Source organism: Bacillus cereus group sp. BcHK124, assembly GCF_027712065.1.
Classification (GTDB): Bacteria; Bacillota; Bacilli; order Bacillales; family Bacillaceae_G; genus Bacillus_A; species Bacillus_A pacificus.
This window is the reverse complement of the sequence record NZ_JAQFPJ010000005.1, coordinates 216,269-235,016: the sequence shown is the minus strand read 5'-3', so window position 1 is coordinate 235,016 and position 18,748 is coordinate 216,269. Positions and strand designations below refer to the sequence as shown.

Genomic DNA, 18,748 nt, shown 5'->3' with positions numbered 1-18,748 from the left:
TTATAACAAACGTTACAAAAAAGTAGAGGAGAAAATCTGTCTCTTCTGGAAGTAGTTTTTAATAAAAAGTCACATAAAAAGAACTCGACAGACGTATGACGAGTTCTTTAATGTATTATTGTTGAATTGCTGCATCTAAAGCGATTTCAATCATTTCGTTAAATGTAGTTTGACGCTCTTCAGATGTTGTTTCTTCACCAGTGAAGATGTGATCGCTTACTGTTAAGACAGATAATGCATTTACACCGTATTTCGCTGCTAATGTGTAAAGCGCAGTTGTTTCCATTTCTACTGCTAGTACACCGTAATCTCCAAGCTTTTTAACCATGTCCATGCTTTCGCGGTAAAATACATCTGCTGTTAAAACGTTACCAACACGAACGTGTAGGCCTTTTTCAGTTCCAGCATCGTAAGCTTTCTTTAGAAGATCGAAGTTTGCAGCTGGTGCAAAATCAAATCCTGGGAATGTTAAACGGTTCATATTAGAATCCGTACAAGCTGTCATTGCAATAATAACGTCACGTACTTTTACGTCTTTTTGAATGGCACCGCAAGTTCCAACGCGAATTAAATTTTTAACTCCGTAGCTTTGGATTAATTCGTTTACATAAATAGAAATAGAAGGAACACCCATACCTGTACCTTGCACAGATACACGTTTTCCTTTATAAGTTCCAGTGAAACCTAACATACCACGCACGTTATTATAGCAAGTAACGTCCTCTAGAAATGTTTCAGCAATATATTTTGCACGCAATGGATCACCAGGTAATAGAATAGATTCAGCAATTTCGCCTTGTTTTGCTTCAATATGTACACTCATGAAAAGTCCTCCTTATAATGTATTGATAGAAATCAATATCATTTGCATTATACACTACGAATCCTTTCAATTAAAATCTTTTTATTATTTGTAATATGTGCAAAACAGAAGGATTTCATAAATTGTCATCTAGAATATATATGTAAGAAGTTTTGTATGAATAGAGACTATAAAAATGGTAGGTGATGTTTTGAAAAATCTTGTCATTGGACTCGTTGCTTTGCTATTTGTTGTAGTAGGCGGATTTTACATAAAAAAGTATCAAGAAACTACAGAGACTGTAGGTGATGTTCAGGAAGTAAAATGGGATGTGTCAAATGGAAAAGGAAATGAGAAAGCAGATATTGTGTTTCAATTATTAAATAATAAAAGTAGCGAAGTGCGTGGTGTGAATGATCAAATTCGGGCAGTTATTGTAGACGGACAATTAAAACATGTACAACAAATGAAACCTACATTCGCAGGAAATGGATCATATAAGGTATCTTCTAAAATAGCGAAAGATGAAGGATATACAATATTTTTATATGAAGACAAAAATAAGTCTGTGCAATCATTTGCGAAGAAAGATTTTGGGAAGGAAATAGAGGAGAAAAATAAGAAAAAAGTAAAATTTCCAATCGATAGTGTACTTACAAAAAAAATAGGGGAGTATGAAGTTTCTCTTTTATTCGGTGCACTGCATCCGAATGAGCCAGTGACGTTAACATTTCAATTTCAAGCGAAAAAGGGTGAAAAATTGAAATTACATTCAGAGAGAGGAGAAGTGGAGGCGCTCTATATTGTGGACGAAACGAGAGAAAATTTTTTATATGCAATCCCTGTTGATACAGATGGACAATTACAATACCGTATTACATTTCCTGCTGAAGGAACGTACAAAATATGGGGAGATTTCTATATAAATGGTAAGAAATATGAAAAAGAATTTATTGTACAAGTTCAAAAAAGAAAAAACAGCTAACTATTTAGCTGTTTTTTCTTTTTCCTATTAATTTTGTTACAGAGAGCATCGTAATTGGTAAAGAATGATTCTTTCTAAATGCTAAATATTTACCGCTCCATGCTGGTTTATATTTTTCTTTAAAATGTCGTAACCCGCTGAAACTATATGTGTAACGAACATTATTAAAGATGGCAGCAGCAACCCGTTCAGACCAGAAAGATTGTGTCGATAAACCTACATTTGAAAGTGGTGCCATACCAATATTAAAGGAGTGGTATTCATTTTCTTTTGCCCACTGGAATAGGTGGATGAAAATTGCATCCATAATGCCGCTAGGCGCATCTGGATAATAGCGCATTAAATCAACAGACAATGATCCGTCTTGATATACGGGCATAAATGTCGTGAATGCAATGATTTTTCCATCTGCATCAGATAATGTAGCGATAGGAGCACGGCTAATATATTCACGATCAAAGTATCCGAGTGAGAAACTTTTCTCTTTTTTTCCACCGAGCCACGCATCTGAAACTTTTCTTAATTCTTCAAATAGTTCATCTGAGAACGGCGGCTGGTGAATAGAGAATGTATAGCCTTCTCGTTCAAAACGGTTGAAAGTTGCTCGCATACCGGCACGTTTTTTTCCTGTTATTGTAAATGTGTTCAAGTCAACGACAGCCTCTTCACCAAGCTTAAAGAAGTTGTAACCAAAATCATGATATAAACTCATCCATTTACTTTCGATTTGGTAGAATACACAAATGTATCCAAATCGGTCAGCTTCAGCTAAAAACTCTTGTAACACAGTACGGTAGGAGGAAGGATCTCCAATTGGATCACCTAGCACAACAAGACGTTTTCCAGTTATAGAGAAGAGAAGGAGCGCTTTCCCATCACTACTAAAGAAGAATTGTTTATCACCTAAAAAACCTAAATGACTAAGTACATTTCCACCATGTTCATCTAAAAAGTTTTGCAATCTTTTATCATTAGCTGGTTGCCCGGGAAATTCATTTCGATAACGATTAGCAATGAGTGAGCCAATTAGTAAAAATGTAGGAACGAAAAAGGCAGCTGCTAATGCACTTCGTTTTACTTGCGTAATATTACGAACGACAAAATCAGGTTTAAAAGCTTCTTTTGCACCTGCAAATAAAATCCCTAAGTTTTTATATAAATATAAAGTTATAAGTAAGAATATAAAAACTTTTACGATATCAGAAAGTGAGACTTCCATTTTCTCGCGTACAAATCTTTTACGAAGCATATATAATACAGCGAGTACAATTAATAAAATAAACGTTTCTTCAATATCAATCCCTTTTAGCGTATTAAAGATAGCTGCTCCGATTAAAGAAACAATCGTCATATAGTAAGAACGCTTTGTTCCATAATATATGCCTCGTGAAAGGATTAGGAGGAGAATACCGAATGTTAGTGATAAGCTAAAAGAAAATTGAATAAGATGTTTTGGAGCTAGAATATGTAAGGCGTGTGCTCTGTTTATACTTGTCGGTAGAATGGTCGATAAAATAACCATTAATCCAGCAAATACTGTTAAAGCAGCAGAGGCCCATGAACCTAGTTTTCCTAGAAAATCACGCTGCAAAGTCCATATAACACCAGTTGTTTCTAATGCAGGCGCAATAAAAGGTTTGTCTTCAAACTTTTTAATGGCCACGCCTGTCATTTCAAAAGCTGCAAAAATAAGACCGAGGCAGAATGGTAAAATGTAATAGACGAGGCGATATAATAACATAGCAGGTAGTAATACGCCTGTATCAATGCCATATTGTCCGAGCCCAGTTAAAAACACAAGGTCAAATGAACCAAGTCCACCAGGTACAAGACTAACAACACCAGCTAAAGCAGCAATGACATACACACCTAAAAACTTTTGAAATTCGATATCAATGCCAAATAATATTAGTATGACGTACATAACAATACCAGCAGATACCCACTCAACTAACGAAACTAATGAGTATAAAACAGTTGGATTTTTCTCTTCTTCTCGTTCATCTTGTCCTTCGGTTTGCTTTGGTTTTCTATTTTTTAGTTTAGAAAAGCCGATGTATATAGGGACGAAAAGGGCGAAGAAGATCAAAACAGGCCATAGCCACGGTTTTTCATGCAAAATAAAACTTGTGTCTAATATTCCAATAAGGCCGAGGAATGAAAGAATAGCGAGTCCGTTAATAAAAGCAGTTGTCATCCAGGCGATACTTTTAATCAGCTTGCCATTTTCTTTTATGTATGGACGATAAAGCATCGTACGTACACCCGCTCCAACGAGACCACCAAATCCAATAAATCCATTTAAGGTATTAGCAATCCATGAGATACGAAAAATCTTTTGGACAGGTATATCAGCTTTTAAATAACGAAGCATAACATAGTCGTAAAAGAACATTGTTGATACGGCAAATGCACCAAGTGTAATTGCTAAAAAGACTCCTCCGGTTGGAATGTTTTTAATTGTATTGATTGCTTCTAAAAAAGAAATGCCTGCTAATTCTTTTTTTGCTTGAAAGAATACAATGGTTAATACAACAAATGGGAAGATAATTTTCCCGATTTGTAAGAAACGTTTCCATGAAAACGACATAAATACAACTCTCCTTGTATAAGAAAACTGAGACAATAATATTATTATGACAAACTTCAAGAAAAATAAAAAGGTAAATTCCTGTATGAAGAAGCTATTTTTTTATAGGGATTATATTTAAAAGAGTATTTCGTTTGTCAGAAAATTAAGTTAAAATAAATTGAAAGAAGGAAGAGAGGGGAAGTAGATGATTATAATAGGTTATGCGGGATATGAGCTAGAGAAAGCAAAACCTAATACATCAGAAGATTTCTTTAATAGATCTGAAGTGACATATATATTAAATGATAAAGAAAGAACCTTTTCTGTTTTATATGTTCGATATTTTGAAGAAGTTTTACAAGAAATTACTCCTTTTGAAGGAAATCCGGTATGTAAAGTAGAAAATCAAGACATATATTTGCGGGATATTGTAGCGATCTGTTGTTTACTGAAAGAGAATGAGCTTCGCATGCAAAAACGTTTGTATTTAAATAATATAGAAGAATTCCAACAATATTTTGATGAGGAAATAGTCGTGAAAGTACAAGAAATATTGGCTGAATTACATAAAAATAAAAGAGTAGAAATAGCGTGAACTGGCAAAGGAGAGGGAAAAATGTCTAATCTAATGGTGGAAAATCAAACAGAACAAGTTTCTATGTTTTTAGAAGATGTTATTCATTTGATAACCAATTATGTAAATTATCATACGTTGCCTTCTTTATTAGAAGAGACACCGGCAGGAAACGAACAATATTATAAAGGGTTATTAGCGGCAATAAGACGTCTTCTCGTTTTTTGTGAAGAAGGGCATGATGCGTGTTTTGTTTTGTTAAATAGCCAGCCATTTCGAAAGACAGCAGCTGAAAAGATTTTATATAAAATTTATCATCAAGTAATTGCAGAGTTTTTTTCACCAAAGAGTGATCATTGGTATGAAAATAGTCGATCTGCTTATACAGGGAAAAACTCCATCGTTTTTCAACAAACGCCACCTGCATCTATAGAGCAAGTAATGAAGAATTTAGAAGGTAAATTTCAATTGATGCGTGAAGAACTAGAATATTATGAGACGGATTACCAAACAAAGATGTTACACAAATATTAATTGTGAAAAAGAAGCTAAGGGTACTTAGCTTCTTTTCCTTTTGCACAGTTATATAAGGGATTTCCTTTGAATATATTTAAGGGGATAGCATTAAGGAGGTGTAACATGAGTCAGCAAGGTGTATTCACAGATTACTTTCATGAAGTAGAAAGCTGGTGTGAAAGTGTTCTTCACGTATTAGATAGCCGTGCAATGGAAGTGTATGATGTCCATATGCTTGCTTATAAAATTCAAACGTTATTAGATCGTATGAAAGAGCATGAGTATGATACAGATGCAGAGTTTATGTATGAAATAAGTGATGATGTAGAACATATTCAGCATCATTTGCAGGAAGTATTCGTGCAGGGAGAAGAGGAATATGAACTATGTGAAAGAGGGGATAGTGAACGAGCTGTTCCAATTGGAGGGCATACACTCCCGCCACTACCATATCCATATAATGCGTTAGAACCGTATATTTCTAGAGAAATTATGATGTTACACCATGATAAACATCATCGTAGTTACGTGGAAGGATTAAATAAGGCAGAGAAGATGATGGAAGAAGCGAGAAAAACAAATCAATTTGATTTAATTAAGCATTGGGAAAGAGAAGCTGCTTTTCATGGATCAGGTCATTACTTGCACACAATATTTTGGAATAACATGAAAAAAGGTGGCGGCGGAAGTCCAAGAGGGGCTCTTTCACACCGGATTGAACAAGATTTTGGAAGTTTCTTGCGTTTTCAAAAACATTTTACAGAAGCAGCCTCTAAAGTGGAAGGTTCAGGATGGGCAATTCTCGTTTGGGTTCCGCGATCGGGAAGATTAGAAATTTTACAGAGTACACTTCATCAATTATTTACACAATGGGATACGATACCGCTCCTTGTACTAGACGTGTGGGAACATGCGTATTATTTACAATACCAAAATCGAAAAGATGAATATATTAAAAATTGGTGGAATGTTGTAAATTGGCCGGATGTAGAAAAAAGATTTGAAAGTGCAAAACAAATAGAATGGACACCTTATTAGACGCAGGTTCTCTGCGTCTTTTTTATTGGTAGGAGAGGGAGATTTCGTTCATATTTTAAAAGGCCAAGCATACACTTGTACAAAAAGTGCCAAAAGGACGTGGGGGGAAATATGAGACGAATTTGTGTAATCATTACGCTTCTTATTATGTACGCAAGCGTTATACCAATTCCTACATATGCAAAGATGACCAGCAATGTTAGTGCTCGAAATGCTGTATTAATGGAGCAACAGTCAGGTCGCGTATTATACGGAAAAGCAGAACATGAGCCGCAAAAGATTGCTAGTATAACAAAAATTATGACTGCCTTGTTAGCTGCTGAGTCAGGAAAAATGAAAGAAATGGTCTCGGTTAGTAATGAAGCAGTGAGAGTAGAAGGCTCAGCAATTTATTTAAAGCCTGGACAGAAAGTAAAATTAGAGGATTTAGTATACGGACTCATGCTTAGATCTGGTAATGATGCAGCACAAGTAATTGCTGAAAATGTAGGAGGGAGTATAGAAGGGTTTGTATATTTAATGAATGAAAAGGCGAAACAAATTGGAATGAAAGATACTCACTTTTCAAACCCACATGGTTTGGATGGAGATGGATCCCATTATTCGTCGGCCTATGATATGGCACTTTTAACAAGGTATGCAATGGGGAACGAAACCTTTAAGAAGATTTTTGGGACAAAAACGTATAAATCAGATTCGTGGGATTATCCGTGGAAAAACAAACATAAACTTGTGACGTCTTATTATGAATTTGCAACAGGAGGAAAAACGGGTTTTACGAAGAAAGCAGGACGGACGCTTGTTACAACAGCATCAAAAGATGGACTAGATTTAATTGTCGTGACTTTGAGCGCTTCTAGCGATTGGGATGATCATATGAATTTATTTGATAAAGGTTTTGAACGTTTCAAACAAACAAACGTTGTAGGACAAGGAGCTCTTGCTGAAATAACTGAAAAGAAATATGCCAATCATGTTTATACGAAAAATAGTTTTGCGGTACCTTTAACTGAGCAGGAAAGAAAGAATGTCGTATTAAAAGTTGAACTCGATAAAAGTGCGAAACTTAAGGATGGAGTAAAGGTTGGAAAGACAGAAATTTATGTTGGCAATGAGAAAGTTGGAGAACGAAATTTATTTTATAGTAAACGAAAGTTAGTAGCTACAACGGGAGTGTATTGGAATAATGTGAAAGAAATTTTTTCTCATATGATAGGTGTTGGAAGCGATGGTTAATCTCGTATGGGTAGCGATGGCAGTCATAGGGATTGTATATGCCATGATTAATGGAACGATGGAAGCAATCAATAAAGCAGTATTTGATGGAGCAAAAGACGCAGTAACAATTTGTATAGGGCTCATTAGTGTTTTAGTATTTTGGCTCGGTTTAATGAAAGTTGCAGAGGAAGCAGGGTTGTTAAAAAAGTTAGTGTCACTTTTTATGCCGATAGTAAAAAGATTGTTTCCAGAAATACCAAAGGACCATCCGTCAATGGGATTTATTTTATCGAATATGATGGCTAACTTTTTTGGGTTAGGTAATGCTGCGACCCCTCTTGGTATAAAAGCGATGGAACAATTGAAAGAGTTAAATGGGGGAAAGGATTCGGCGAGCCGTTCTATGGTGACGTTTCTTGCGTTAAATACATCAGCGATTACTTTAATTCCTACTACTGTCATTTCGATTCGAATGACGTATGAATCAGCGAATCCAACTGAAATTGTTGGGGTAACATTCATTGCACAAGTACTCTCTATGATCGGAGCGATTTGGATTGATCGCTATTTTTACCGAAGAAGGAGTAGGAAGGGGCGGAAAAAATGAGTATTGTTAATACGATATCATTATGGGTAATCCCTTGTGTAATTGGTTTTATTCTTTTATATGGAACGATAAAGAAAGTGCCGACGTATGAATCGTTCGTTGAGGGGGGAAAAGAAGGAATTCAAATTGCAATCTCTATTTTACCGTTTATGGTTGGAATGCTCGTATCTATTTCTATATTTCGAGCTTCAGGTGCATTGGATGCAATGATATCAGTAATGAAGCCGATGTTAGATTTAATTCATGTCCCAGCAGAAATTGTTCCACTGGCACTTATACGCCCTATTTCGGGCTCTGCTGGTTTAAGTATTACGACCGATTTAATTGCCACATATGGACCAGACTCATTCATTGGGCGATTGGCTTCTACGATGCAAGGGAGTACAGATACGACTTTTTATATTTTAACAGTATACTTCGGAGCTGTTGGAATTAGAAAAATGGGAGATGCATTAAAAGTAGGACTTTTTGCTGATTTAATCGGAATTATTTGTTCGATTGTGTTTGTTTCTTTAATGTTTAAGTAATACTATTCATTTTTTATGCTATTTCGCTTATAATACGTATACGACCACTATTAAGGTGTTGCTTAATAGTGGTTTTTTTATGCGGTATTTTTGACAAAATAATGAACTTTTATTGTGAGCAATATGAAAAATATGGACAATAATAAAAGGTAAAACCATGATTTGACCTTTATATGTTTATTATCATCGCTATGTTGTTTAAGTAAGAGGAAGCGAAAAGCCGTTAAGCGTATGCGGTTGCCAAGTCTTTCTAATGTAAGGTAAGATAAATTCGAGGTGAAAAAAAGAAATGGAACGATTACAAAAAGTGATTGCGCAAGCAGGTATTGCATCGAGAAGAAAGGCTGAGGAATTAATTCAGCAAGGAAAAGTGAAAGTTAACGGAAAAATAGTGAAGGAGTTAGGAACGAAAGTAACTCCTCAAGATAAAGTAGAAGTGAATAACATTCCTCTTGAAAAAGAAGAACCTGTTTATTTTTTACTATATAAACCAACTGGCGTAATTTCAAGTGTATCAGATGATAAAGGAAGAAGTGTTGTAACAGACTTTTTCCCGGAAATTACACAACGTTTATTCCCAATCGGACGATTAGATTATGATACGTCTGGCGTATTATTAATGACAAACGATGGGGACTTCGCAAATGTATTAATGCACCCTAGATATAAAGTTGAAAAAACATATGTTGCAAAAATAAAAGGTCCTCTAACAGGTGAGAAAATTCGCATGTTAGAACGCGGTGTTATGTTAGAAGACGGAAAAACAGCACCAGCGCGTGTGAAAATCATTTCTTGGGACAAGCGTAAAGAAATGGCGATTGTACAATTAACAATTCATGAAGGTCGTAACCGTCAAGTACGTCGTATGTTTGAAGCTTTAGACTGTAAAGTAGTGAAACTAAAGCGTGAACGCTACGCCTTTTTAGAAGTGGGTAGCTTGCGACCTGGTGATGCAAGAGAATTGACACCGCATGAGGTGAAACAATTACGTGCATTGGCTTCTACAAAGCCTCGCTAATCGATATTGTGAAACTTTCACCAGTGGAATGCTCCGCTGGTGATTTATTAAAAATACATATATTCATCACTCGTCGAAGAGAGGGGAAACAATATGAAAAAAAATCGCTTATTATTTCGCGTTATTATTCTGCTCATTTTAAGCGGTGCTGTAGGATTTACACTTTATCAAGGATATTTCTCTAAAGAAGAGAAAATGGAAATTGGAAAAGAAGCACCTAACTTTGTTGTGACAGATTTAGAAGGAAAGAAAATTGAGCTAAAAGATTTTAAGGGAAAAGGTGTATTTTTAAACTTTTGGGGTACGTGGTGTAAACCTTGTGAGAAAGAAATGCCTTATATGAATGAACTATATCCAAAGTATAAAGAAAAAGGCGTTGAAATCATTGCGTTAGATGCAGATGAAACGGATATTGCTGTTAAGAATTTTGTGAAACAATACGATCTTAAGTTCCCCGTTGCAATCGATAAAGGTGGAGAAATTATAAAAACGTATGGAGTAATACCATTACCAACAAGCTTCTTGATTGATAAAGATGGTAAGGTGATTCAAGAGATTAAAGGTGAACAAACGAAGGAACAATTGGAGGAGTATTTAAAGAAAATCACTCCGTAATAAAGAAAACCTTTACATACAAGGCGCTTACCTATAGTGCCTTCGGTTTAAAAATTCTGAGTATTGCGGTAACTTGAGGTTAGAATATACAATAGTACATATAGATACAGGGGCGGTGAGAGTGTTGAAAGAAATTAAATGTGAATGTGGACATGTGAATCCGATAGGAACTGTTTTTTGTGAAGCTTGTGGGAAACCATTTGAAAGCAATGAAAATATAAAACTATTGGATATGCGCTATGAGGGGAGTGCTCGGAGATCTCTCACGCAAACAAAAACGATTATTGATAAAATTTGGAGCTTTTTCTCTTCTGTAAAAGTGGGTGTATGGCTCATTGTAATCACTTTAGCTGCATCGGCGATAGGGACTATTTTTCCGCAAGAAATGTACATAACTCCAGGAATTGCACCAGCTGAATATTATAAGCAAGAATACGGATTTTTAGGGCAATTATACTATCAATTAGGCTTTAATAATTTATACGGTTCATGGTGGTATATGATGTTAATTGCTTCAATTGGTATTTCTCTTGTGATATGTAGCTTAGACCGTGTCATTCCACTTTATAAAGCTTTAAAGAAGCAAGGGGTAAAAAGACACCCTAGCTTTTTAAAGAGACAAAGATTATATGGCACTGGTACACCGCAAGAGGGAGATTTTGAAAAAGTTCAAAAGAATTTAAAGAAAACGAACTATAATGTGAAAGTGGAAGACGGAAACGTTTTAGCAGAAAAGGGACGTTTCTCGCGTTGGGGTCCATATGTAAATCATATCGGTCTTATTATCTTTTTATTCGGTGCGATGCTTCGTTTTTTACCGAGTATGTATGTAGATGAAACGCTTTGGTTACGTGATGGTGAAACGAAAGAAATACCAGGGACGGATGGCCAATATTATTTAAAAAGTGAGAAGTTTATAAAGGAAGTTTATGATAAAAGTAAGGACAAGGAAGTTTTTGATGAAGCAATTGACCGTGTAGGTGATAAAATGATTGCGAAAAACTTCCAAACGAATGCCGTATTATATAAAGCGGTAGGTGAAAAGATAGCTGGACAAAAACCAAAATTGGAAAAAGTAAAAGAAGTTGAAATTCGAGTAAATGAACCGCTGAAATTTGATCAATTTGCTGTTTATCAATTGAGTTATAGAGAAAATGAATTTAAAAGTATGTCCTTCCGTTTGCAAAATAAAGAAAATAATCAAAAGTGGGGACCGATTAAAGTTGATTTAACAAACCCTGCAGAAAAATATGATTTAGGAAATGGTTATTCTTTAGAACTATTAAGCTATTTCCCTGATTTTTATTTTGATGAGAATGGAAGGCCAAATACAAAAACAAAATTACCAAACAACCCTGCATTTGTATTTAAAATGTTTACGCCTGAAACACCAGATGGTGAAGTGAGTTTTGTTGGTATTCAGCAAAATATAGAACCTGATGGAAATAATAAATATAAAATGTCGTTTGCAGGCGTGGAAATGCAAAATGCAACAGCACTTACTGTAAGGAAAGATTTAACGCTTTGGATTCTCGGTATTGGAGGATTTATATTTATGGTTGGTGTCATTCAAGGAATGTATTGGAATCATCGCCGTATTTGGATACAACGCGTTAATGATGAATGGTGGATTGCAGGACATACGAATAAAAACTGGTTCGGTTTAAAGAAAGATATTGAAAGAGTACTAGAAGGTACAGCAATTCCGCAACCAAATGATAAAGTAGTCGATAAAAAAATTAGTTAAGGTGGGGAAACGATATGGTGCAAATAAGTAGTAACTTTCTCTTTACCGCATTTATTTTATATTTAATTGCCACTCTATTTTTTGGGGGAGCAATTAAAGAAAAGGGTCATAAATGGGCAAACGTAGGAATAACGATTACAATTTTAGGGTTTATTGCACAAACAGTTTATTTTGTAACAAGGTGGATCGCATCAGGTCATGCGCCAGTTAGTAACTTTTTTGAATTTGGTACGTTTTTCGGCATGATGCTTGTCGGAGCATTTATTGTCATGTACTTTATGTACCGCGTAAGTATAATCGGACTATTTGCATTACCAGTTGCGCTTTTATTAATTGCTTATGCAAGTATGTTTCCGAGGGAAATATCACCGCTTATTCCATCTTTAAAAAGTAATTGGTTACATATTCACGTGACGACTGCGGCTGCAGGACAAGCAATTTTAGCAATTAGTTTTATTACGGGCGTTATGTATTTATTGAAAAATGTAGATCAATCAGTGAAAAGTAAACGTACATTTTGGCTAGAGACGGTAGTATTCACACTTGTTTGTACAGTTGGGTTTATTGGAGTAACAACGGTATATTCTAGTATGAAATATGAAGCGAAGTTTCAATGGATTGATAAAAATGAACAACAAGTGGAAATGAAATACAATCTTCCGGCTTTAGTGGGGCCGCATGAAGGGAAGTTACTGACAGAAAATAAATTAGAGCCGACAGTTGAAGTTCCGGCGATTGTAAATGCGAAAAAATTAAATACTGTTATTTGGTCAATGTTAGTTGGAACGTTACTCTATATCGTATTAAGGCTAATTTTACGTAAACGAGTATCAGCGGCACTTCAGCCGTTAGTGAAAAATACGAATAGCGATTTGTTAGATGAAATAGGATATCGTTCTATTGCAATTGGATTCCCAGTTTTCACATTAGGTGCATTAATTTTCGCCATGATTTGGGCTCAAATAGCGTGGACACGTTTTTGGGGCTGGGATCCGAAAGAGGTTTGGGCACTTATAACTTGGCTCTTTTATGCGGCGGTATTACATTTACGTTTATCAAAAGGGTGGCACGGAGAGAAGTCAGCATGGTTAGCGGTAATTGGTTTTGCAATCATTATGTTTAACTTTATTGTAGTAAACTTAATTATCGCGGGTTTACATTCATACGCATAGAGAAATAAAATAGGAGAGTGTATGTCACTTTCCTATTTTATTTTTGTCAACTTTTCTTCTTTTTTGAGAAAAACATGACAAAGTAGCGGTTGATTTTGTAAAATGATGTCGAGGACATTATATACTGTTCAAAAAAAATACATAGTTTTGGAAAAAAATTGAACAAACTTTATTATTCTTGTGAAGCATAATATGGGAAGTGAAACATTTAGAAGATTGCTTAAATAAACGAGAATAGCGCAACATAATAGTATAGAAGGGTAGGTGTGAACCGTTGTGGTAAAAGTACGCAACGGGTAGAAATGGAAAATGAATCAAGAATTTTAATTGTAGACGATGAGGATCGTATTCGTCGTTTGTTGAAAATGTATTTAGAGAGAGAACAATACACAATTGAAGAAGCAGACAATGGTGATACAGCTTTAGAAATGGCGCTGCAAAATGATTATGATTTAATTTTATTAGATCTTATGATGCCGGGTAAAGATGGTATCGAAGTATGTAAAGGGGTTCGTGAGAAGAAAGCGACGCCAATTATTATGTTAACAGCAAAAGGTGAAGAAGTAAATCGAGTACAAGGGTTTGAGGTAGGAACTGATGATTATATTGTGAAACCATTTAGCCCACGTGAAGTAGTGCTTCGAGTGAAAGCGGTCTTACGCCGTTCTGTACCAACAACATTCTTTACACAAGATACAACGACAAAAGATGTTACTGTATTCCCTCATTTAACAATTGATAATGATGCACACCGTGTTACAGCAGATGGTAATGAGGTGAACTTAACACCGAAAGAATACGAATTACTATTATTCTTAGCGAAAGCGCCTGATAAAGTATTCGATCGTGAGCAATTGCTAAAAGAAGTATGGCAATATGAATTCTTCGGAGATTTACGTACAGTTGATACGCATGTAAAGCGTTTACGTGAGAAGTTAAGTAAAAAATCACCCGATGCTGCGAAGATGATTGTTACCGTTTGGGGAGTAGGTTACAAGTTTGAGGTTGTGAACGACTGATGCTTTGGAGAAGTGTAGTAGGGAAGTTATGGATGACCATATTACTTCTCGTTTCGTTCGTGCTTGGATTTGTTGCGATTTTACTTTCACAGTTTTTTAGAACATATTATGTTGATATGAGTGAAGCTAGGCTTCAAAAAGTTGCAACAAGTGTTTCAGAGTTAATTGAAGAAGGTGCCGATGTAAAAACGATTGAGAATATCGCATACAAATTCTCTGATCCACTTTCAAGGATCATTATTGTAGAAGATGGAAAAGAAATATCTTCTTCACCGAAACAAGAAGGATTAGTCACTCTTACAATGGATGACTTAAAAGAAGATAAAGAATTAGCGGCTGTGTTTACAGACAAAAAAGAAATTAAGAATAACATTAGAAAAGCCTCTAATAGTAGAAAGAATAAAAATACTGAAAATGATATTATGATTGTCGGAAAACCAGTACAGTCAAAAAATCAAAGTGCAGTGTTTGTATACGAATCTTTACAAGTGCCGATACAAGGTATGGAAAGAACGACTGATTTTATATTCTTATCAGCAGGGATTGCGATTATATTAACAACTTTCTTTGCATTCTTCTTATCTACTCGAATTACAGCACCGCTTCGTAAAATGCGTGAGGTTGCTTTTGAGGTATCGCGTGGGAAGTTTGATGCAAAAGCTCCTATGGTATCCCAGGACGAGATTGGTGAGCTTGCAACAGCCTTAAATCAAATGGGGAAACAGTTGAAGTTTAATATGAATGCCCTGCAGCAAGAGAAAGAACAGTTAGCTAGTATTTTAAGTAGTATGGCAGATGGGGTTATTACATTAAATCAAGAGGGTGAAGTCGTTGTAATCAATCCGCCGGCTGAACATTTCTTACAAGTTTGGCAAGAAGAAAAAGAGATAGAGCTCAGTAAAAAACTACCTTCTGAACTTGTTGAACTATTCCATCTCGTTGTAGAAAGCGAACAACAACAAGTGGTTGAAATTAATTTACAAAAAGGTAACTATGTAGTTCTTATGACGCCGCTTTACAATCAAACGAAAATTCGTGGGGCTGTAGCTGTATTGCGTGATATGACGGAAGAACGCCGTCTTGAGAAAATGCGCCAAGACTTTATTGCGAACGTATCACATGAACTTCGTACACCGATGGTCATGCTCCAAGGGTATAGTGAAGCAATTTTAGATGATATTGTGCAAACAAAAGAAGAAATTAACGAGTTTGTTCAAATCATTTATGATGAATCCGTTCGTTTAGGGAAACTTGTAAATGAATTGTTAGATTTAGCGCGTATGGAAAGTGGTAATGTAGAGTTACATATAGGTGAAGTTGATATTCATCCTTTCGTTGAAAAAATAAGTCGTAAATTCCAAGGAATTGCAAAGGATAAAGAAGTCGCGTTAACGGTTGATTTCAAAAATCCAATTGAGCAATACCCGTTTGATGCAGATCGTATGGAACAAGTATTGACGAATTTAATTGATAACGCAATACGTCATACGAACGCAGGTGGACATGTAACGCTTGTAATTGATACGAAAAATAATGGTCTTATTTTTGAAGTACAAGATTCGGGCGCTGGTATTCCAGAAGAAGATATTCCATTTTTATTTGATCGTTTCTATAAAGCTGATAAAGCAAGAACACGTGGGAAAAAAGGTGGAACAGGACTCGGGCTTGCGATTGCAAAAAATATTGTGCAAGGCCATGATGGGAAAATTGCTGTTTCAAGTGTCGTTGGAGAGGGAACTACATTCTCTGTATATTTACCGAATCGTATAATTTAGATATACGTTTTTAAAGTTGATAATGAATAAAGTTCTACTGTTGTTTATTTTTTTGTAAAATCAATTAAATAAATAATAGTAGAACTTTTTTTCTAACTTAGTCCAATGAAGAATGATGAGAGGGGTGTCGTAAAGCGATGAAATTATATACAAAAACAGGAGATAAAGGGACAACAAGTGTAATAGGCGGCAGAGTGGATAAAGATAATATCCGAGTTGAAGCATATGGCACAATAGATGAGGCGAATTCTCATATTGGATATGCGATGACTAAACTACAAGGCGGGTCTTTCGGAGATATTTACAATGAACTTGAAACGATTCAACATGAACTATTTGATTGCGGGGGAGACTTGGCGATAGTAGGCGAGAAAATTCCTTATAAAGTAAAAATTGAAATGGTCGAAAACTTAGAAAGTAGGATCGATTCGTATACAGAAGAAGCACCGCCACTAGAACGGTTTATTTTACCAGGTGGAAGCGAGTCGGCAGCTGCTATTCATATTGCACGTACAGTTGTAAGGCGAGCAGAACGATGTATCGTGTCCCTGCAAAAAGAAGGAGAAATAAATGAAGTTGTTCTAAAGTATGTAAATAGATTATCTGATTATTTATTTGCAGTAGCTAGAGTAATAAACGCTCGATTACAAGTAAAAGATGTAGAGTATAATCGCAGTGCAATCGTTTTTCGTGATAAGAAAGAGAAGGAAGTGGAGTGATTCACTTTCTTTTTTTGTATAGTTTTTTCTGTAATATACCAAAATAGAGAAGGTATGGTCGTAATTAGAAAACGGAGGATGTATATGAAAGCTTTAAAATATGGCGTCATGTTATTGACAGTACTATTTTTATCTCAATTACATGTGTACGCAGAGGGAAATCAATGGGCATGGCCTGTTGAAGGACAGATAAGTGATTATTTTGGAACAAGGCACGGAAAACACTACGGTATAGATATAGCGGCACCGATTGGCGCGCCTGTGTCAGCTATTCAAGAAGGTAAGGTAACAAAGTCTTATTATTCAAGTAGTTATGGAAACGTTGTTTTTATTAAACATGGAGAATATGAGGCTGTGTATGCACATTTAAATAAGAGATATGTAGTTCAAGGGGATTATATTTCAAAAGGAGAAATAATTGGAGAAGTAGGAAATACAGGAGAATCCCGAGGTGCACACTTACATTTAGAAGTTCATCAAGGAAGATGGACGATGGCAAAAAAGAATGCGATGAATCCATTGCTTGTTTTACATGAACAAAGAAATGAAGCAGTTTCTTCATCGTTATACGTCGTCCAAAAAGGCGACACTCTAGTTAGCATTGCGCGGAAATTTAGAATGTCAGTTAAGGAAATTCAAGAAAAAAATGGGTTGCAACAAGAGCTGATTTATCCAAATCAACAATTATATGTAAAGTAAAAAAAGAGCTAGTTAAAACTAGCTCTTTTTTACCAAAAAATAAAGACACATATAAATCCAGAAATAGCTAAGTAGCTATATAAGTAAAATACTTTCGCTCTTGTTTTTTCGTTTGTTCGAAATAGTACAATAGTCGGTTCAATTAAACCAATTGTCAAACAAAGTAAACCAAGAAGCATACAACCGATTGAAATAGAGTACAGGGCGATTTGTGGTCCTTGAAATGGAATCATCCATTTTAATAAAAATGCAATGAGTGCAGTATAGCAAATGCTGCCGATGTATTTATTCAACGGTGCATTAGAACGGAAACCAGGAAGCTTTTTTAAGAAAGAGCGGGAAACAACTTCAATTTGTAAAGATGTATGCTCTTCTATTATTTTTTGAGCTTCTTTTCCTTTTTGGAAAAGGGATAATATCCAGTTTCGCTCACCTTGAAAAATAAATTGTGAAGTTGTCAAATAATGATCAACCTTTACTTTATTCCAACTCTTCCATGGATGACGCTCACATAATTTTAATTTACTTTCTGACTTTTTATCATACTGATAAATACTGATGCCATCTTCATCGAAAGCAGCATAGTATGTCTCGCTTGAGAATGTGCCTAAATCAATTGGACAGTAGAAAAGTAATTCTTTTTTTAAGTAAAAGTATTCTTTCCTTAAGTTTTTTTTCATTGTTTCTCGAATAGAGTGTCTCTTTTCTTTCTTCATGACATTTCCTCCATAATCCAGAAAATGTTCTTATCTTAACAATTCAACATCTTATCACTTTTAATTATATATGACTAGGGGATTCATAGGAGAAATGCCGAATACTAAAAAATATGGAGTGTATTGTAAAATATAATGAATGATTTTGATTATGTAAAATTAATAACTTATTTTTAATAAGTTACGATTTTTTTGTTCACAATACGATCATGTTGTTGTATAATGAAGTAGAAAATAGAATATCGGTCTATCTTCGGGGCAGGGTGAAAATCCCGACCGGCGGTGATGAACTATATGTGATTTTGTTCTAAGCCCGCGAGCCGTTAAGGCAGGATTTGGTGTGATTCCAAAGCCGACAGTACAGTCTGGATGGGAGAAGATGGAGGTTCAAGCGTTCAAAAAAGATAGGTATTTGAACGTCTGTTTGAT

Annotated in this window: 18 protein-coding genes and 1 riboswitch; of the genes, 15 read left to right on the top strand and 3 right to left on the bottom strand. The window is 35.4% G+C overall.

Annotated elements, in window-relative coordinates; genetic code table 11:
* Positions 1–115 precede the first annotated feature (115 nt).
* The gene (deoD, locus tag PDK19_RS11080; protein ID WP_000110707.1) at positions 116–823 is read right to left on the bottom strand and encodes a purine-nucleoside phosphorylase; all 708 of its coding nucleotides are present in this window, start codon (positions 821–823) and stop codon (positions 116–118) included.
* 175 nt (positions 824–998) lie between these two features.
* On the opposite strand from deoD, the gene PDK19_RS11075 reads away from it, so the two are divergent.
* Positions 999–1,787 (top strand): hypothetical protein, encoded by a 789-nt coding sequence (locus tag PDK19_RS11075; protein WP_041184453.1) that lies wholly within the window; start codon positions 999–1,001, stop codon positions 1,785–1,787.
* A gap of 4 nt (positions 1,788–1,791) precedes the next feature.
* Here the strand turns inward: PDK19_RS11075 and mprF are convergent, their stop codons facing one another.
* A complete protein-coding gene (gene mprF, locus PDK19_RS11070; RefSeq protein WP_000010863.1) occupies positions 1,792–4,377 on the bottom strand; it encodes a bifunctional lysylphosphatidylglycerol flippase/synthetase MprF in 2,586 nt (861 codons plus the stop codon).
* A 187-nt stretch (positions 4,378–4,564) separates the two neighbouring features.
* Between mprF and PDK19_RS11065 the strand changes: the two genes are divergently transcribed.
* The 14 genes from PDK19_RS11065 (at position 4,565) to PDK19_RS11000 (ending at position 17,603) form a co-directional block, all read left to right on the top strand.
* Positions 4,565–4,954 carry a hypothetical protein gene (locus tag PDK19_RS11065; protein WP_000583785.1) on the top strand — a complete coding sequence of 130 codons (390 nt, stop codon included), beginning with the start codon at positions 4,565–4,567 and terminating at the stop codon, positions 4,952–4,954.
* A 21-nt stretch (positions 4,955–4,975) separates the two neighbouring features.
* On the top strand, positions 4,976–5,467 hold the full coding sequence (locus tag PDK19_RS11060; RefSeq protein ID WP_049122706.1) for a YpuI family protein: 492 nt from the start codon (positions 4,976–4,978) through the stop codon (positions 5,465–5,467).
* A gap of 105 nt (positions 5,468–5,572) precedes the next feature.
* Positions 5,573–6,487 (top strand): superoxide dismutase, encoded by a 915-nt coding sequence (locus PDK19_RS11055; protein WP_000082669.1) that lies wholly within the window; start codon positions 5,573–5,575, stop codon positions 6,485–6,487.
* A 111-nt stretch (positions 6,488–6,598) separates the two neighbouring features.
* The gene (gene dacB / locus PDK19_RS11050; RefSeq protein WP_001252623.1) at positions 6,599–7,723 is read left to right on the top strand and encodes a D-alanyl-D-alanine carboxypeptidase DacB; all 1,125 of its coding nucleotides are present in this window, start codon (positions 6,599–6,601) and stop codon (positions 7,721–7,723) included.
* A complete protein-coding gene (spmA, locus tag PDK19_RS11045; protein ID WP_000247807.1) occupies positions 7,716–8,312 on the top strand; it encodes a spore maturation protein SpmA in 597 nt (198 codons plus the stop codon). The genes dacB and spmA overlap by 8 nt, the downstream gene beginning before the upstream one ends.
* Complete coding sequence (spmB, locus tag PDK19_RS11040) at positions 8,309–8,839, top strand: spore maturation protein SpmB (RefSeq protein ID WP_000029511.1); 531 nt, start codon at positions 8,309–8,311, stop codon at positions 8,837–8,839. Before spmA ends, spmB begins: the two co-directional genes overlap by 4 nt.
* Before the next feature lie 289 nt (positions 8,840–9,128).
* Positions 9,129–9,857, top strand: a complete 729-nt coding sequence (rluB, locus tag PDK19_RS11035) for a 23S rRNA pseudouridine(2605) synthase RluB (RefSeq protein WP_000440555.1) — start codon at positions 9,129–9,131, stop codon at positions 9,855–9,857.
* 93 nt (positions 9,858–9,950) lie between these two features.
* Positions 9,951–10,472: a thiol-disulfide oxidoreductase ResA gene (gene resA, locus PDK19_RS11030; protein ID WP_000742210.1), complete on the top strand. Its 522-nt coding sequence runs from the start codon at positions 9,951–9,953 to the stop codon at positions 10,470–10,472.
* A gap of 121 nt (positions 10,473–10,593) precedes the next feature.
* On the top strand, positions 10,594–12,219 hold the full coding sequence (resB, locus tag PDK19_RS11025) for a cytochrome c biogenesis protein ResB (protein WP_000910531.1): 1,626 nt from the start codon (positions 10,594–10,596) through the stop codon (positions 12,217–12,219).
* Positions 12,220–12,233: 14 nt separating this feature from the next.
* Positions 12,234–13,391: a cytochrome c biogenesis protein ResC gene (gene resC / locus PDK19_RS11020; RefSeq protein WP_000250095.1), complete on the top strand. Its 1,158-nt coding sequence runs from the start codon at positions 12,234–12,236 to the stop codon at positions 13,389–13,391.
* A gap of 302 nt (positions 13,392–13,693) precedes the next feature.
* Positions 13,694–14,410 (top strand): DNA-binding response regulator ResD, encoded by a 717-nt coding sequence (gene resD / locus PDK19_RS11015; RefSeq protein WP_000426862.1) that lies wholly within the window; start codon positions 13,694–13,696, stop codon positions 14,408–14,410.
* Positions 14,410–16,185, top strand: coding sequence for a sensor histidine kinase ResE (gene resE / locus PDK19_RS11010; RefSeq protein ID WP_000964684.1), 1,776 nt, complete (start codon positions 14,410–14,412; stop codon positions 16,183–16,185). Before resD ends, resE begins: the two co-directional genes overlap by 1 nt.
* A 137-nt stretch (positions 16,186–16,322) precedes the next feature.
* Positions 16,323–16,904, top strand: a complete 582-nt coding sequence (locus tag PDK19_RS11005; protein ID WP_000781287.1) for a cob(I)yrinic acid a,c-diamide adenosyltransferase — start codon at positions 16,323–16,325, stop codon at positions 16,902–16,904.
* Between the two features lie 84 nt (positions 16,905–16,988).
* Positions 16,989–17,603 carry a peptidoglycan DD-metalloendopeptidase family protein gene (locus PDK19_RS11000; protein ID WP_000645699.1) on the top strand — a complete coding sequence of 205 codons (615 nt, stop codon included), beginning with the start codon at positions 16,989–16,991 and terminating at the stop codon, positions 17,601–17,603.
* Positions 17,604–17,632: 29 nt separating this feature from the next.
* Here PDK19_RS11000 and PDK19_RS10995 read toward each other — a convergent pair whose 3' ends face one another.
* Entirely contained in the window at positions 17,633–18,319 is a 687-nt protein-coding gene (locus tag PDK19_RS10995) for a hypothetical protein (protein ID WP_000711802.1), read from the bottom strand.
* Between the two features lie 245 nt (positions 18,320–18,564).
* Positions 18,565–18,704, top strand: a riboswitch (FMN riboswitch).
* The last annotated feature ends 44 nt before the right edge of the window (positions 18,705–18,748 follow it).

Bases quoted from the DNA above. Each gene is read 5' to 3' on its own strand.
- deoD (WP_000110707.1), bottom strand. From the start codon at position 823: ATGAGTGTACATATTGAAGCAAAACAAGGCGAAATTGCTGAATCTATT.
- PDK19_RS11075 (WP_041184453.1), top strand. From the start codon at position 999: ATGGTAGGTGATGTTTTGAAAAATCTTGTCATTGGACTCGTTGCTTTG.
- mprF (WP_000010863.1), bottom strand. From the start codon at position 4,377: ATGTCGTTTTCATGGAAACGTTTCTTACAAATCGGGAAAATTATCTTC.
- PDK19_RS11065 (WP_000583785.1), top strand. From the start codon at position 4,565: ATGATTATAATAGGTTATGCGGGATATGAGCTAGAGAAAGCAAAACCT.
- PDK19_RS11060 (WP_049122706.1), top strand. From the start codon at position 4,976: ATGTCTAATCTAATGGTGGAAAATCAAACAGAACAAGTTTCTATGTTT.
- PDK19_RS11055 (WP_000082669.1), top strand. From the start codon at position 5,573: ATGAGTCAGCAAGGTGTATTCACAGATTACTTTCATGAAGTAGAAAGC.
- dacB (WP_001252623.1), top strand. From the start codon at position 6,599: ATGAGACGAATTTGTGTAATCATTACGCTTCTTATTATGTACGCAAGC.
- spmA (WP_000247807.1), top strand. From the start codon at position 7,716: ATGGTTAATCTCGTATGGGTAGCGATGGCAGTCATAGGGATTGTATAT.
- spmB (WP_000029511.1), top strand. From the start codon at position 8,309: ATGAGTATTGTTAATACGATATCATTATGGGTAATCCCTTGTGTAATT.
- rluB (WP_000440555.1), top strand. From the start codon at position 9,129: ATGGAACGATTACAAAAAGTGATTGCGCAAGCAGGTATTGCATCGAGA.
- resA (WP_000742210.1), top strand. From the start codon at position 9,951: ATGAAAAAAAATCGCTTATTATTTCGCGTTATTATTCTGCTCATTTTA.
- resC (WP_000250095.1), top strand. From the start codon at position 12,234: ATGGTGCAAATAAGTAGTAACTTTCTCTTTACCGCATTTATTTTATAT.
- resD (WP_000426862.1), top strand. From the start codon at position 13,694: ATGGAAAATGAATCAAGAATTTTAATTGTAGACGATGAGGATCGTATT.
- resE (WP_000964684.1), top strand. From the start codon at position 14,410: ATGCTTTGGAGAAGTGTAGTAGGGAAGTTATGGATGACCATATTACTT.
- PDK19_RS11005 (WP_000781287.1), top strand. From the start codon at position 16,323: ATGAAATTATATACAAAAACAGGAGATAAAGGGACAACAAGTGTAATA.
- PDK19_RS11000 (WP_000645699.1), top strand. From the start codon at position 16,989: ATGAAAGCTTTAAAATATGGCGTCATGTTATTGACAGTACTATTTTTA.
- PDK19_RS10995 (WP_000711802.1), bottom strand. From the start codon at position 18,319: ATGAAGAAAGAAAAGAGACACTCTATTCGAGAAACAATGAAAAAAAAC.